Annotated in this window: 9 protein-coding genes; 5 read left to right on the top strand and 4 right to left on the bottom strand. The window is 68.8% G+C overall.

Features of this window, described 5'->3' with window-relative positions:
* Nucleotides 1-46 precede the first annotated feature (46 nt).
* Nucleotides 47-547, top strand: a complete 501-nt coding sequence (locus BN973_RS31580; RefSeq protein WP_036466314.1) for a hypothetical protein — start codon at nt 47-49, stop codon at nt 545-547.
* 68 nt (nt 548-615) lie between these two features.
* Nucleotides 616-2262 carry an Hsp70 family protein gene (locus tag BN973_RS04825; protein WP_036466312.1) on the top strand — a complete coding sequence of 549 codons (1647 nt, stop codon included), beginning with the start codon at nt 616-618 and terminating at the stop codon, nt 2260-2262.
* On the opposite strand, the gene BN973_RS04820 is transcribed toward BN973_RS04825, so the two are convergent.
* The 4 genes from BN973_RS04820 to BN973_RS04805 form a co-directional block, all read right to left on the bottom strand.
* Nucleotides 2256-3761, bottom strand: a complete 1506-nt coding sequence (locus BN973_RS04820; protein ID WP_036466310.1) for a dynamin-like GTPase family protein — start codon at nt 3759-3761, stop codon at nt 2256-2258. The two genes, BN973_RS04825 and BN973_RS04820, sit on opposite strands and share 7 nt — an antisense overlap.
* Entirely contained in the window at nt 3758-5599 is a 1842-nt protein-coding gene (locus tag BN973_RS04815) for a dynamin-like GTPase family protein (protein WP_036466308.1), read from the bottom strand. The genes BN973_RS04820 and BN973_RS04815 overlap by 4 nt, the downstream gene beginning before the upstream one ends.
* 92 nt (nt 5600-5691) lie before the next feature.
* Nucleotides 5692-8214, bottom strand: coding sequence for an IniB N-terminal domain-containing protein (locus tag BN973_RS32155; protein ID WP_198048894.1), 2523 nt, complete (start codon nt 8212-8214; stop codon nt 5692-5694).
* Between the two features lie 226 nt (nt 8215-8440).
* Nucleotides 8441-8980, bottom strand: a complete 540-nt coding sequence (locus tag BN973_RS04805) for an Rv0340 family IniB-related protein (RefSeq protein ID WP_036466299.1) — start codon at nt 8978-8980, stop codon at nt 8441-8443.
* Nucleotides 8981-9254: 274 nt separating this feature from the next.
* Between BN973_RS04805 and iniR the strand changes: the two genes are divergently transcribed.
* The 3 genes from iniR (at nt 9255) to BN973_RS04790 (ending at nt 16074) form a co-directional block, all read left to right on the top strand.
* Nucleotides 9255-11642 carry an isoniazid response ATPase/transcriptional regulator IniR gene (gene iniR, locus BN973_RS04800; protein WP_036466298.1) on the top strand — a complete coding sequence of 796 codons (2388 nt, stop codon included), beginning with the start codon at nt 9255-9257 and terminating at the stop codon, nt 11640-11642.
* 136 nt (nt 11643-11778) lie between these two features.
* Nucleotides 11779-14754, top strand: coding sequence for a (Fe-S)-binding protein (locus tag BN973_RS04795; protein ID WP_036466296.1), 2976 nt, complete (start codon nt 11779-11781; stop codon nt 14752-14754).
* 30 nt (nt 14755-14784) lie between these two features.
* Nucleotides 14785-16074: a pyridoxal phosphate-dependent aminotransferase gene (locus BN973_RS04790; RefSeq protein ID WP_036466295.1), complete on the top strand. Its 1290-nt coding sequence runs from the start codon at nt 14785-14787 to the stop codon at nt 16072-16074.
* Nucleotides 16075-16085: the final 11 nt, after the last annotated feature.

Raw genomic sequence — 16085 nt, 5'->3', positions numbered from 1 at the left:
TGTGGGACCAGCCCCGGCCCGACCCGCCCGGCTAGTCTCGGCGACCATGGGAAGGCACGCGCCGGCAGACCACTTCGTCGACGACGACCCCACCGTCTTCATCCACTACGGAGACGACGAGCACGGCAGCGCGCCGCCCGACCCCGACGACCCGATTCCGGGTTGGCGCAAACCAATTGCGTTGGTTGGGTGGGGCAGCCTGATCGCGGTGCTGATCGCGCTGATCGTCTGGGGCATCATCCAGCTCGCGCACGGCGCCCCGCCGCAGCAACCGGTGACCAGCACCACTCCCGTGACCGCCACCACGACGGCGCCCCGACCGTCGACGACCTCGAGCGTGGCCCCTGCGGCGCCGAGCGCGCAGACAACCACCCCGACCACCGACGCCCCGACGGCGTCCGCCGAAGACGCGCTGCCGTCGACCGGCACGACCACACCGACCACGCCGTCGGGCGAGGCGTACCCGTTGCCGCAACTGCCCTCGGTGATCACCCTGCCCCCGCTGCCCGGGCTACCGACCGAGATCACGCTGCCGCCCGGCCTCTGAAAAGGGCTCCCACCTAGACTCGCGGGAACCCACAGCCACATTTACGACAAACCACAGGGGTATGCCAGATGTCCGAGTCGCTCGGGTTGTCCATCGGGATGGCCAACCTCGTCGCGGCCCGCGCGGGTGGCGACGCGGTGACTCGCAAGTCCGTGCTCACCCTCTTCGACCAGCGGGCGTCCGAAGTCGGCCTACCGGAGGAAAGTCCCGACCCGGCCGCAGCCGGCCTGGTGATGCGGGGGTTCGTCGAACGGGTCGGGGACCGCACTCCGCTGGTGGCCGCCGACGGGACGAAGTACCTCGGTGACGCGCTGACGGTCGAAGCGCTCGAGGCGATGGCCCGCACCGTCGACTACGGAACGCCGGTCACGATCGCCGTCCCCGCCTATTGGTCGCCGGAGCAGTCCGCGGCGCTGCGTGAGGAATTCTTCGCCCAGCCCGGTCTGGCGCCGGACGGCGTGCCTCCGGCGTTGATCTCCGATGCCACGGCCGCGCTGACCGCGCTGCGGGCCGAACCAGACTTCCCAACGCACGGCATCGTCGCGTTGTGCGATTTCGGCGCCAGTGGCACCACCGTGACACTGAGCGACGCCGGTTCGGATTTCGCGCAGATCGGCCCCTCGGTGCGCTACCGCGACTTCTCCGGCGACGCGATCGACCAGCTGATCCTGGACCACATGCGCGACGGCGCTCCGAGCGACAGCTCCGGCGGCCTGGCCAGCACGACGCGAATGGGGTCGCTGACCCGCCTGCTCGACCAATACCGAACCGCCAAGGAAACCCTGTCGACGGCCACGGTCACCACGCTGCCGGCGGTCACCGGCGAAGATGTTGAGCTGTCCCGCAACGAATTCGAGGAGCTGATCTCCGGACCGCTGGACGAATTCGTCACCGACGTCGAAAACAGCTTGCAGCGCAACAAGATTGCGGTGACAGACCTGTCCGCCGTGGCCACCGTCGGCGGCGGTGCCGCCATCCCGCTGCTCGCCACCCGCCTCTCCGAACGCCTTGGGGTGCCGGTCCACACCACACCGCAGCCGGCGTTCACCGCGGCCCTGGGCGCGGCCAAATTCGGTCAACAGCACCCTTCGACGCGCGCGATTCCGAGCCCCGTCGTCGAGACCCCGACGCAACTGGCCGCCGCCGCGCCGCCCGACATGACCCAAGTCATGCCGGGCGCCCGGATCGAAGAAGAGCGGCCGCTGGCCTGGTCCGAGGACGACGACGAAGAGGACCCCGTCCCTTACACCGGCCCCGAACACAGCGGCCAATATGTCCGGGACGCAATGGATTTCGGGGAAGCAGACGACGACCCTTACGCCGGGGCACCGCCGCCGTGGTACCGGCGCACCGCCATCGTCTTGAGCCTGGCCGCCGCGGGCGTAGCCATACTGGTGGCCACCATCCTGGCGTTGACCCTCGGCGAGGAGAGCCCAAGGCCGGTGCAGACCCCGCCGAGTCAACCGACCGCCCCGCCCCCCGAGCAGACCGTGACCATCACGGAATCCCCCAGCCCCACCCCGACGACGACCCAGGCGCCGACGACCACCACTACCGAGGCACCGGTGACGACGACCACGACCGAGGCGCCGCCGCCCACCACGACCTATCAGCCGCCGCCCACCACGACGGTCCCGCCACCGCCCACCACCACCTTTACGCCGCCGCTGCCGACCGAACGGGAGCGACCGCACTGGCCGTGGCGGCGCTACTGAGCCCGGATGTTGGCGCCGTGCGCGGCGAAATCGGCCACCATCGCCTCGGCACTGCGCACCGCGGCACGACACGCCCTGGTGGTGAACGGATCGTTGAGCGGATGCTCGGCCCGGCGGCGCCAGCGTTGCGCCGCGGCGAATGCGGCCCGCGGCCCCTCGTTGGGGTCGGTGTTCTCAGGATTCAGACCCAGCCTACTGGCCGGGCGGGTGCCCGATCCGCCGATCACCCGACGTAGCGATGCGAGCTCTTCGGCATTCAAAGAGGTTGGTCGAGAAGATAATTGGCTGAGCAACCGCAGCTCTTCGAAGGCGTGGGTGTCGGCCAGCAGCGGGTCGATGTCGGCGATGACGTAGGGCGTCGCCACGATCGGGAACGCCTCCACGAACCGGCGCAGTGACACCAGCGCGGTGTGCGCCTTGAGCATGTCGGACCGCTGCGCGAATTGCTGATCGATCACCTCGCGCAGCGCCACCAGACCGCTGCGCTCCAGCAGTTCGTCGGCCAGGCCCGCCGCGTCGGCGACACCGGCGGCCAGCACGGCGAGCGAAATCCTCAGGCCGAACATGCCGAACCGGTCCAGCAGCTGGGCGCGCGTCGCCGCATCGACGGGCAGCGAGCTCTCCACGCGCACAAAGCGATCCACGCTTAGCATGGCCTTGCCGAGCTCGGTCTTGTCGGCGGCGGCGAGCTTCTGCAGCGCGATGAACTCGCTTTGCCGCAGCGTGCGGGCGGTCAGCGCCAGCAGCCCCGACACCGGGACCACCGCTTGGCAGATGCCCGTGTCATTCATCTCCGTGGTGAAGCGCTGCGCCACGTCGGCCGCCGACAGCATCGCGTCGATCCGGCCCGCACCGATTTCGTCGGCCCGGGATGCGACGCCGATGATGCCAAGCGCGCCCGCGGCCCCGCCGACGAGTTGCCCAATCTGCTTGAGCAGAGCGATATCCGCGGCGTTGAGGGTGCGCAGCAAGAACACCACCGCGTCCACCCGCGGCACCCCGTCGGGTGGCACCAGCAGCCGCAGCGTGCGCTCGGAGGCCGCACGCGTCAGCGACGACGTGCCCGGGGTGTCGATGATGGTCATATCGACCAGCTCCTCGGCGGGCCACTCCACATCCAGGTCGGCCACGTCGGCGGCGTCGAGCGTCCGGAAGTCGAACGTCAGCCCCGAGCTGTGGTTGATCGGCACATTGGAATGCCTTCCACCCCAATGGTTTGCGGTGACCTTTGGGGTGGGCCCGTGCCGGAACCAGGTCACGATGCGGGTGGCCTCGGTGGCGTCGGTCGGGGCGATGTCTTGACCGACCAAAGCGTTGAGCAGCGTGGACTTTCCGGCCTTGAGCGTGCCGGCCAGGGCGAGGCGGATGGGCTCGTTCAGCCGCGCGCCGATGCGGTCCAGTTCGTAGAAGACCTCGGGTCGGTTCCGGAACGCCGGCTCACCACGGTAGGCCTGGATGGTCCCGCCCAAAATCGCACGGACTCGATCGCTAGTGCTCACACCCGTCCTACGGTCACCGGTGGCGTCAGTTTGCCCACATTGTCGGTGACCTGGTTGAGGATATTCAACTGCCGCTCGAGTTCACGGACCTTGGTTTCGCGTTCGGCTTCTTCTACGTGCGCCGCGGCGATGGTCGACTGCAGCGACTCGTTGAGCGACCGGGAGATCTCGTTGGCGATGTCGCGGTAGTGGTCGCGCAGCGTGCGGTGGATGACCTTGAGCCGGTCGCGAGATTCCTTGCCCACCACGAACGAGACGTCGTCGACGAAGCGCCGCACATTCGTCTTGGCCTCCGCGCGCGCCCGCAGCAGCCGGTTCTCCTTGTCCTCCTTGTAGGCCATGCGGCCCAGGATCAGCCCGGCGCCCACCGACAACGGGTTGAACAGGCCCAGCCCCGCCACCGAGGACAACATGCCGATCATCACCACGCCGCCGTAGGAACCACGCAGTCCGCTGACCATCTTCTGCCCCTTGCCGGCCGGCTTGGACTCCAGATCGGACACCGATTTGAGCTGGCCGAAGTCTTCACCCATCGCGCGCTGGCTCAGCTCGGGAGTCAGCACCGAATCCAGCCCCGCCGCGGCGAACGAATTCGCCACGTCGTCGGCCAGTTCCTCGGCGCGTTGATAGGCCCACACGAAGTTGTCCCCGACGGCGGTGGCGACGGCTTCCTCGACGTCGCTGCCGATTTCGGCCCAATGCCGGGTCGGGTCGCACGAATCGATCTGGCGCTCGATGTCCTCGGTGAGCCCACGGAACCGGGCTCGCATGTCGTGGTCGACGTCGGTGCTCAGGTCGGTGAATCCGTCGTTGAGCACCTGCTGCCACAGCGCGGTCTGCTCCAGTGCGTCCAGCGCGTCGCGCTTGCGCCGCTCCAGGTCTTCGGCGAGCCGGTCGCGAAGCCCCGGATCGTTGAAGACCGCGAGTTCTGAACCCGCAGCCATCGCCAATTGTTCTGCAGCAGAACGGATATCACGAAGGACCTCGTCGCGTACCCGGTCGGTCTCGCGGGTGAGCACCCGTTCGCTGAGGAACTTGACGATGGCCGGGAAGTTGGACTCCTCGTTGAGTTCGGTGTCGTTCGCCGTGACGGCGTGGCTGCGCAGCAGCGACGACACGGGCAGGATCGGTGTCGGCACGCCGGCGCGCTGTAGGTGCGCGGTGTTGGCGTCGACGATCTCGCGCCAGTGCGGGTAGAGGTCGGTCTTGGTGGCCGCCAACACCGCGACCGGGCAGATCCGGTGCGCCTGCCGGATGAACCACATCTCCGGTTCGGTCAGCTCTTGGCTGGTGTCGCTGACCATGATCAGCGCGTCCGCGTTGGGCAGCAGTCCGAGCGTCGCCGACAGATGCGGCTGCCCGTGACCGCCCACGCCCGGGGTGTCGATGAACGTCAACCCACCTTGCAGCAGCGGGCTGGGCGCTCCGATCTCGACACGCAGCACTTCGCGGTTGGCGGCTTGCGGCGCTCGGCGCAGGTCGGTGTTGATGTCGTCGATCGGGATGTCGATGGGCATGGATTCGCCGTTGGGTCCGGCGGCCACGATCAACCGGGCCGACGGTGGGTCGCCGTGGCTGACGACGGTGATGACCACGGTGGCCTCGTCGTCGCCCACCCGCGCGACCGGCAGGTTGAGCAACGAGTTGAGTAGTTGACTCTTGCCCTGTTTGAGCTGGCCGGCGATTACCACCCGGATCTGCGGATCGGTGATGCGCTCGCGGGCCCGCGCCAGTCGCTCCACGAGGTCATTGCGGTCGTTGAGTTCGGCGATGGCGAGGGTGTGGTCGATCAGCTCGACGATCACGCTGACGCGCCTCGGATCACTGGCCTGAGTCACCGCGGTTCCCCACTTTCTCGCATCTGTGATTACGGTATGCGCGCGAATCGGCGGGGATCACAAGATCCCCGCCGTTCCGCTATGTTCGCGCGCTACCCGTGCGGGCCCCCGACGTGAGAGGGCGACGGGTGCGGTGCCGGAGCCGGTGCGTGCACCGGGGCCGGAGCGTGCGGAGTGCCTTCGAACACCGACGGGCTGTGCGGTGCCGGAGCATGCTCGACTGGAGCCGGTGAATGCTGAACCGGCGCAGGCGAATGCTGAACCGGTGCCGGCGAGTGTTGAACCGGTGCGGGCGAGTGCTCAATCGGCGAATGTTGAACCGGCGCAGGGGAATGCTGAACCGGAGCCTGCTGCGCCGGCTCGTGGATCACCGGTCCGCCCGCGCTGCCGTGGCCGCCGGCACCGCCGGAGCCACCGCCCTGGAAGACGGGGCCGGGGTTCGACGGCGGGGTGGCGTGACCACCGACGCCGCCTCCGGCACCGCCGCCGCCGTGAATCACCGGGCCTTGTCCAGCGGGCCCGGCCGGGCCGTGAGCGCCGCCGCCGCCGCTGCCGGCGACACTGCCGCCGCCGCCGAGCGCCGCACCCTCCTGGCCGAGGATCCCTCCGTGAGCGCCGCCGCCGGCGCCCGCGTTGAGGCCGCCACCGATTCCACCGTTGAGGCCGCCGCCGGCCGCACCGCCCGGGAAGCCTCCGCCGACGCCCGCCCCCGCGGTCACGTCGGCTCCGGCGTGACCGCCGATACCCGCGCCGCCGGCTCCGACTTCGGCGTGGCTGCCCAGGCCCGCGCCGCCGGCAACGGCGGCGGATTGCGGCGTCGCGTGGCCTCCCAGCCCGCTCTCACCGCTCAACATGGCGCTGCCGCGTGCCCCGCCGATACCAAGTCCAGCGCCGCCGGCCGCGGCGGTACCACCCTGTCCACCGACGCCGACGCCCCCGAGCGGGCCGGCCACGTGAGGAGTGGCGGCGCCGTTCAGTGCCGCGCCCTCGCTAGCGATCAACCCCGCCTGACCGCTGGCGCCCAGCGCTGCATTACCGCCCCCGCCGGCGAGCACACCGGCATTGCCGGCACCCGCCAGCTGGCTGCCGGCCCCGAAACTTGTCTGGCTCGCCAGTGCGGCCTGGCCGCCGAGACCCGCCTGACCACCAGCACCGAATCCCGCCTGGCTCGCCAGAGCCGCTTGACCGCCCAGACCCGCCTGACCACCAGCACCGGCACCGATGCCACCGCCCAGCTGGCTACCTCCGCCAACTGCGCCGCCGAAGCCGCCACCGGCCTGGCCAGCAGCGCCGAGACCACCACCGGCGATAGCGCCGACGCCAAGCTGGCTGCCAGCGCCAACGCCGAGCTGGCCCCCAAAGCCCCCGCCGGCTTCGCCCCTCAGGCCAACACCTGCGTGGCTACCGTGACCGGCACCTCCGCCAAAGCCGGCGTCGCCGTTGGATCCAGCACCGACTGCGGCGCGACCGCCCAGACCAGCCTCGCCACCAAGACCCGCACGGGCACCGAACCCAGCGCCGCCCTCAAGCCCGCCGCCGGCCCGCAGCCCAACACCTTCGCCGAACCCGGCCCGACCACCAAGACCAGCCTCACCACCGAGTCCGAGACCGGCGCGGCCGCCCAGGGCGACCTCACTGGCCAACCCGAAACCGGTGTGTCCACCCAGGCCCAGGCCGGTGTCGCCGCCGAAGCCAAGACCGGCGCGGCCACCGAACCCGGTCTGGGCACCCAAACCGATGCCCGTCAGGCCGCCACCGCCAAGACCAAAGCCGGTGTGTCCGCCGAGACCACCACCAAGGCCCAGACCGGCGTTGAATCCGACGCCCAGTCCAAACTCGCCGCCGAAGCCGCCACCGAAGCCGGTGCCGTGGCCGAATTCACCCAAGCCGGGCCGGAACCCGCCCCAACCGTGCCCCCAGCCAGGCCCGTCGCCCCAACCATGTCCCCAGCCAGGCCGCTCACCCCAACCATGTCCCCAGCCAGGCCGCTCACCCCAACCATGTCCCCAGCCAGGCCGCTCACCCCAACCATGTCCCCAGCCCGGTTGGAAACCGCCCCAACCAGATCCGAAACCGGGACCAAATCCGCCCCAGCCGCCCGTCTGAAATCCGAGCCCGCCGTACGCGGCTCCGTACAGTCCGGCGTCGACAGCACCGAGCAGACCGCCACCCACGTCGGCAACGATCGCGCTGCCCAGACCCAGCACAGCGCCAGCGCCGTCGACAACCGGGGCAACCCCGTCACCCACCAGGACGCCCGCGTCCTGGGCAACCGCGCCGACAAGGCCGGGGCCGTACCCGTAGCCCGGGTCGTATCCCCCATAGCCCGGGTCATAGCCGCCGTAGCCTGGGTCGTAGCCATAGCCCTGGTCGTATCCGCCATATCCCGGGGCAAAGCCGTACTGGTCGGTGAGCACCTGCTGCAATCCGCCGATCGGGTCGCCCACGCCAAGGGGCAGACCCGGCAAGGCGCTGGCCACCGCGGAGGAGAACTCCTCCGGAGCCACGTTGATCAGGCCCGCATCGGTCATGGCCTGCCCGGGGCCCGCTACGAAAGCGCGGGCCGCGTCCGGGTTGCCAAACAAATCCAGGATGTATTGGATCAGCCGGTCCATGATGATTCCCCTTCAATCCCCTGCGCCGGATCGACCGGCGTCCTGCCATACACGCTATGGATTCCGCCACTGCTCGGAATCGGGGACGGATCCCCCGGCTGATCGGGACCCCATCGGGATCCGTAACGAAACCCCGTTAGGGGATTAGGGGCTTTACCGGGGGATCTGACACATCACCAAAAATGCCCCTATCGGAGGGTATTGGCGCAGTTCAGGGCCGTAAACGTCAGCCGTGCAGGCCGAAGTCGTGGTGCTCCGGCTCACCGGGGTGCGGGTGGATGACCTGGTGGTCCCACACATCCGGGTCGTGCACGGGAGGAGCACCGTGATCGGCCGGGCTATCCGGCGTTTCAGCCCCAGTGAGCTGCACCGGTGCGCCGGGACCGTCCAGGCCCAATGGTCGCACCTCCGCCGGCGGTTGGTCGGGTGCCGGGGTGGGCGGCTGATGGATCACGCCGGCCGCCGGACCGTGCGAATCGACCGCCCCAGCGGGGATGTGCGGGGTGAATGCGTCGAGAGCCGCCGCGGCCGCACCGCTTGCCCAGACGTTTCCGTGATCGGGAACCGACGCGCCCGAGGCGGGACTGGCCGGAGTGCCCATCGACAGCGAATCCGTCACCACAGGAATCAGATTGTTCACATCGGCACTGGTCACATCGGTAAGGTGGGCGTCTGCGATGGACTGCGTGGGGTTGGCCGCGTAGCGCGCCGCGGCGTCGGGGTCACGCACAAGCGAGATCACGAAGTCGAGCAATGAGTTTGCCATCGGGGGCACCTCCTTGCCGCTCTCTACCCTTGGCGTCGGCGTGCGCAGGGACCGCCCAGCCAATTGCCACGATGCTATCGGCTCACGCGAGCGGTGTGATCGGTGCACAGCCCACCAGCCGCCCGGCTGTATTAGGGGGTGCTGCTTTAGGGGAATGGAGGCGCTACGGGGATGGCTACCCGGGTGCGGGGGTTGCTGCAGCTATGGTGAGAAAACCGCTCCTGACCACGAGCGCAGCACCGCTTAGGGGGTACGTCACTTGAGCGACTCCCCGATGGCCGAGCACGTCGTCCGGGCCCTGGCCGACGCGCCGGCAGTGCCGGTGAAGCTCGTGATCAGCGGCGGCATCGGAACCGGCAAGACCACCGCTATCACCGCCGCCCGCGACGCGCTGCGGGGTGCCGGAATGTCCGTGCTCGCACGCGCACCCCGGGCCGACGACCCACCCGACGCCGCCGTGGTGATCGACGACGCCCACCTGCTGAGCGAACCCGAACTGCTCCGGCTCATCGAGTGGGTCGACGACCCGCGCACCACGGTGGTGGTGGCCACCGAGCCGCAGGAGCGCCTGCGGGAACTGACCGTGGCGATGGAACGGGATCGACCGCGCATATCGTTGGGTCCCCTGCCCGTCGCGGAGGCCCTTCTGCCGTGCACCGCGGGAATCCCGTTTCTGGTGCGCGCAACATCCGAGGGCACCCATTCACCGGCCCAGACGGCCACCTTCGCGCTGGTGGCACGGTTGCGCCGACTCGACGAACCCGACCTGGACACGCTTCTCATCACGTCGCTGAGCCAGGAACTGGGAGCTGCCGATGTGGCTGCAGCACTGGGCATTTCAGGCACAGACGCACGTCGGCTGGTTGACCGGGCGCACGCCAGCGGGCTGATCGAGCCGTCACACAGCCCCGAGTTCCTACAGCTGGTGCACGGCGCAATTGCCCAGGTCGTCGGCAATGCGCATCATCGCGATATCGAAACCGCGCTGCTGCGTTCACAACTCGACATGTCGACGGTTTCTCCGGACTTCGCGTTGCGGCTCGCCGAGCACGGGCTCAAAGACGACCGGCTGGCGGCCATCCTTGCCAGGCAAGCCGCGACAGTGCGTAGCGAAACCACCAGGGCAGCAAGGCTTTACCGGGCAGCGGTCGATGCCGGCGCCGAGGGCCTGACATCTCGGGTCGCCGACGCGCTGGCCCTCAGCGGAGACTGCGCCGCCGCGGCGGCATTGGCCGACACGCTACTCAACTCACCCGATTCCACCGAACGCGCTGCAGCGGTTCGGATTTCGGCCAGCGTCGCGACCCACGAGGGCAACGCGAATCAGGCTGCGGAATTGTTCAGCTGGCTGGGACCGCACCCGGACGCGGCGGTCGGAGCGGCCGCCGCGATCGCGCTCGTCGCGACCGGCGATCTGCCGACGGCGCGGGCAGCGCTGCGCCTCAAGGATTCCGGTCCGCCGACGATCGCGGCGCGTACCGCGCGCAGTCTGGCCGAAGGGCTGCTGCTGACGATAGACCAGCCGTATCCGGTCGCGATGACGAAACTCGGCCAGGCCATCACGGCCGAACAGACGGTGCGCGAAGTCGTTCCGGACAGCCCGGCCGCATTGGTGACCTTGGCGGCGATGCACGGCGGCGATCCGGTCCGCGCCCGCAGCGTGATCGGTCGCGCCGTACGCCCCGACGCTGACGCGCTGTTTACGCCTCGACACACCTTGCTGTCCGGCTGGATCAAGATGCAGGACGGGCAGCTGCCATCGGCGAGCGCGGACGTCGCGGCGGTCGGCCCTGCCGGGTTGCACCGGCGCGACGCGTTGTGGGCGGCGGCGCTGCGGACGGCGATCGCGCGTCGCAGCGGTGACAGCGGCGCGCTGCAAAAGCATTGGTACGCAGGCATGGAGGTGCTCGCCGAGTACTCCATCGACCTGTTCGCGCTGCTGCCGCTGGGCGAATTGTGGGTGGGCGCCGCCCGGATACGCCAGGTCGAACAGCTGCGTCATGTCCTTGATCAGGCGTTCACCGTGCTGGAGTCGCTCGGCAACCCGGTGTTGTGGTCGATCCCGCTGCATTGGGCCGGCGTGCACGCGGGAATCCTCGCCAACGTCCCGGATCTGGTTGCCCCGCATGCGCAGGCCCTCGGTGCGGCGGCCGCAACCAGCACCCTCGCGCGGGCCCTCTCGGGCGCCGGGCGCACCTGGCTGCGGGTGCTGGCCAACCAGGTCGACGCCGACGAGGTGACCGCGGCGGCCCGGGCGCTGTCGCATGTCGGGCTGACCTCGGACGCGACCCGGCTGGCCGGCCAGGCCGCGCTGCAAGCAGCCGACGGCAGGGTGTCCGGAGCGATGCTGCAGCTGGCCCGGGATCTCAAACTGGGCGCGACCCCGGGCGACATTCCCATCGGTGTGACCGGCGACGAACCCGACGGTGCGACCCCGTCGCCCACGCATCAGCCGCCGTCGGGATCGCCGCTGTCGCATCGCGAACGCGAAGTGGCCGAACTGTTGTTGCTTGGCTTGCCGTACCGCGACATCGGCGCACAGCTGTTTATTTCGGCGAAGACGGTTGAGCATCACGTCGCGCGTATTCGCCGCCGACTCGGCGCCGGCTCACGCTCGGAGATGTTGTCTATGTTACGTGCCATGCTGGCCCCCGGGGGCTAAGCCGCAGGTCAAAGGCTTTCGCGAATCTCGGTTAGGGCAACCTTTCTCGCGTCGACGGCGGCCCGGATGTCAGTATGAGCTAGCAAAGATCGAACGAATTTTCGTTGAGTGACGATGCATTGGGGAGAGACCTGCTGTGACCACGCAGACGCTCATCAGGTTGGTGCTGGGGCTCGGCCTTACCGCGATTGTGGCCTTGTTCGCGCTGAAGCGCGTCTGGTGGCTGTACCGCCTGGTCATGTCCGGCCAGCCGGTGAGTGGCCGGACCGACCACGTCGGCACTCGGATCTGGACTCAAATCGCCGAGGTGTTCGGTCAGCGCAAGCTGCTGAAGTGGTCCATTCCCGGCCTCGCCCACTTCTTCACCATGTGGGGATTCTTCATCCTCATCACGGTGTACATCGAGGCCTACGGCACCCTGTTCCAACCCAACTTCCACATCCCGATCGTCGGCCGCTGGGATGTGCTGGGCTTCCTGCAGGACTTCATTGCACTCGCCGTGCTGGCCGGCATCATCACCTTCTCGATCATCCGATTGCGCAGCGAGCCAAAGGAATACGGCCGTCAGTCGCGGTTCTACGGTTCGCACACCGGTGGCGCGTGGCTGATTCTGTTCATGATCTCGCTGGTCATCATCAGCTTCGCGATCTTCCGCGGCGCCTCCGTCGTCACCGGCAACTTCCCCTACGGCCAGGGCGCGTTCTTCTCGCACGCCATGGGCAGGCTCATGCAGCCGCTGGGTGTGACCGCTAACGAATGGATCGAGACGTTCGCGCTGCTGGCTCACATCGCCGTGGCGTTGTTCTTCCTGATCATCGTGCTGCACTCCAAGCACCTGCACATCTTCCTGGCGCCCATCAACGTCACCTTCAAGCGCCTGCCCGACGGCCTGGGCCCGCTGCTGCCGATGGAGTCCGGCGGCAAGCCGATCAACTTCGAAGATCCCGGCGAGGACGACGTTTTCGGTCGCGGCAAGATCGAGGACTTCACCTGGAAGGCGAACCTCGACTTCGCCACCTGTACCGAGTGCGGGCGCTGCCAGTCGCAGTGTCCGGCCTGGAACACCGGAAAACCGTTGTCGCCCAAGCTCGTGATCATGGACCTGCGCGACCACTGGATGGCCAAGGCGCCTTACATCCTCGGTGAAAAGACCGCCGAGCCGCTTGAGGGTCTGGATCTCGAGACGGTCAAAGAAGAAGGCCACCATGTCCCGGAGTCCGGCTTCGGCCGCATACCCGGCCATGGACCCGAGCAGGCGGCCCGGCCGCTGGTCGGCACCGCCGAGCAGGGCGGCGTGATCGATCCCGACGTGCTGTGGTCGTGCGTGTCCTGCGGCGCCTGCGTCGAGCAGTGCCCGGTGGACATCGAGCACGTCGACCACATCATCGACATGCGCCGCTACCAGGTGATGATGGAGTCGGAGTTCCCGTCCGAGCTGTCGGTGCTGTTCAAGAACTTGGAGACCAAGGGCAACCCGTGGGGTCAGAACGCCGGGGACCGGACCAACTGGATCGACGAGGTCGACTTCGACGTCCCGGTCTACGGTCAGGACGTCGAGAGCTTCGACGGGTATGAGTACCTGTTCTGGGTGGGCTGCGCCGGCGCCTATGACGACAAGGCCAAGAAGACCACCAAGGCCGTCGCCGAGTTGCTGGCCATTGCCGGGGTGAAGTTCATGGTGCTGGGCACCGGGGAGACCTGCAACGGCGACTCCGCACGGCGGTCCGGCAACGAGTTCCTGTTCCAGCAGCTGGCCGCCCAAGCCGTCGAGACTCTGGACGGGGTGTTCGAGGGTGTGGAGACCGTCGACCGCAAGATCGTCGTCACCTGCCCGCACTGCTTCAACACAATCGGTAGGGAATACCGTCAGCTGGGCGCCAACTACAGCGTGCTGCACCACACCCAGCTGCTCAACCGGCTGGTGCGCGACAAGAAGCTGGTTCCGGTAACGCCTGTCTCGCAAGACATTACGTACCACGACCCCTGCTACCTGGGCCGCCACAACAAGGTGTACGAGGCACCGCGCGAGCTGATCGGCTTCGCCGGCGCCAACCTTACCGAGATGCCGCGCAACTCCGACCGCAGCTTCTGCTGCGGCGCCGGCGGTGCGCGCATGTGGATGGAAGAGCACATCGGCAAGCGCATCAACCACGAGCGCGTCGACGAGGCGCTGGCCACCAACGCCGCGACGATCGCGACCGGCTGCCCGTTCTGCCGTGTGATGGTGACCGACGGTGTCAACGACCGGCAGGAAGAGGCCGGCCGCAGCGGGGTCGAGGTGCTCGACGTCGCCCAGATCCTGCTCGGCTCGCTCGAGTACGACAAGGCGACGCTGCCGCAGAAGGGCACGGCCGCAAAGGAAGCAGAGGAGCGGGCCGCGAAAGCCGAGCCCAAGGCCGCTGCTGCCACCGCGACGGCACCGGCGGAGGAAGCGCCCGCGAAGGCCGAGGAACCCGCGGCCGCCGAGCCCGAGCAGCCCGCCAAGGCCGCAGCGCCGGCGAAGGGGTTGGGTATCGCCGGCGGCGCCAAACGGCCGGGCGCCAAGAAAGCCCCGGCAGCGCAAGCACCGGCGGCCGAGGCAGCGGAGGCCAAGACCGACGCCGCGCCCGCCAAGGGTCTGGGCCTGGCCGCCGGCGCCCGAAAGCCCGGCGCCAAGAAAGCCGCCCCGGCGGCAGAAGCGCCCGCAGCCGAGGAAAAGGCCGAGGCTCCGGCTGCACCGGTCAAGGGCCTGGGCCTGGCCGCCGGCGCCCGGAAACCCGGCGCCAAGAAGACCGCCGCCGCGCCGGCCGCCAAGCCGGAGACCGAAGCCAAGCCGCAGCCCGAGGCCAAAGCCGAGGCAGCAGAGCCCACCGCCGAGGCCGCCGAACCCAAGGCACCGGCCGCGCCTGTCAAAGGCCTGGGCATCGCCGCAGGGGCCAAGCGTCCCGGTGCCAAGAAAGCGGCCGCCGCGGCCCCGGCAGCCGAGACGGCGCCCGCCGAGCAAAAGGCCGAGGCCCAACCGGAGCCGACGCCGCAGCCCGCCGAGGAAACCAACGGCGACGCGGCACCCCCCGCAGCCCCTGTTAAGGGACTCGGCCTGGCACGCGGCGCCCGTCCACCGGGGAAGCGCTGATCACAGATTGGCCTCTATCAGCAAAAATCGGTGGACGACGATGGCACCATTGGTGACGTGACCACTCACCAGGTGCCCGTGCACAGCCCCGGCCACCACCGGCAGCGGACTTTCGCGCAGTCGTCCAAGCTTCAGGACGTTCTGTACGAAATCCGCGGCCCGGTGCACCAGCATGCTGCGCGGCTGGAGGCCGAGGGCCACCGCATTCTCAAGCTCAACATCGGCAACCCGGCGCCGTTCGGCTTCGATGCGCCCGACGTGATCATGCGCGACATGATCCAGGCGCTGCCTTATGCGCAGGGCTACTCGGACTCGCAGGGCATCCTGCCGGCCCGGCGCGCGGTGGTCACCCGTTACGAACTGGTCGACGGCTTCCCGCGGTTCGACGTCGACGACGTCTTTCTCGGCAACGGGGTATCCGAGCTGATCACGATGACACTGCAGGCCCTGCTCGACAACGGCGATCAGGTGCTGATTCCCTCCCCCGACTACCCGTTGTGGACGGCGTCGACGTCCTTGGCCGGCGGCACGCCGGTCCACTACCTGTGCGACGAGACGCAGGCATGGCAGCCCGACATCGCCGACATGGAGTCCAAGATCACCGAGCGCACCAAGGCGCTGGTCGTGATCAACCCGAACAACCCCACCGGCGCCGTCTACAGCCGCGAAATACTCAGCCAGATGGTCGAGCTGGCGCGCAAGCACCAGCTGATGCTGCTCGCCGATGAGATCTACGACAAGATCCTCTACGGCGACGCCAAGCACATCAGCCTGGCCACCCTCGCGCCGGACGTGCTGTGCCTGACCTTCAACGGACTGTCCAAGGCCTACCGGGTGGCCGGGTACCGGGCCGGCTGGCTCGCGATCACCGGGCCCAAGGACCACGCCGGCAGCTTCATCGAGGGCATCAGCCTGCTGGCCAACATGCGGCTGTGCCCGAATGTCCCGGCCCAGCACGCAATCCAGGTCGCCCTCGGCGGCTACCAGAGCATCGACGACCTGGTGCTGCCCGGCGGCCGGCTACTCGAGCAGCGCGACGTCGCGTGGACCAAGCTCAACCAGATACCCGGGGTGTCCTGCGTCAAGCCGGACGGCGCGCTGTACGCGTTCCCGCGGCTGGATCCCGAGGTCTACGACATCGAAGACGACGAGCAGCTGGTCCTCGACCTGCTGCTGCAGGAGAAGATCCTGGTGGGCCAGGGCACCGGCTTCAACTGGCCGGCCCCGGATCACCTGCGCATCGTGACCCTGCCGTGGGCGCGTGATCTGTCCGCCGCGATCGAACGGCTGGGCAACTTCCTGACCGCCTATCGGCAGTAAGCCGCCTCTAC

It is taken from the genome of Mycobacterium triplex (assembly GCF_000689255.1).
Classification (GTDB): Bacteria; Actinomycetota; Actinomycetes; order Mycobacteriales; family Mycobacteriaceae; genus Mycobacterium; species Mycobacterium triplex.
This window is presented reverse-complemented; position numbering and strand designations above follow the sequence as displayed.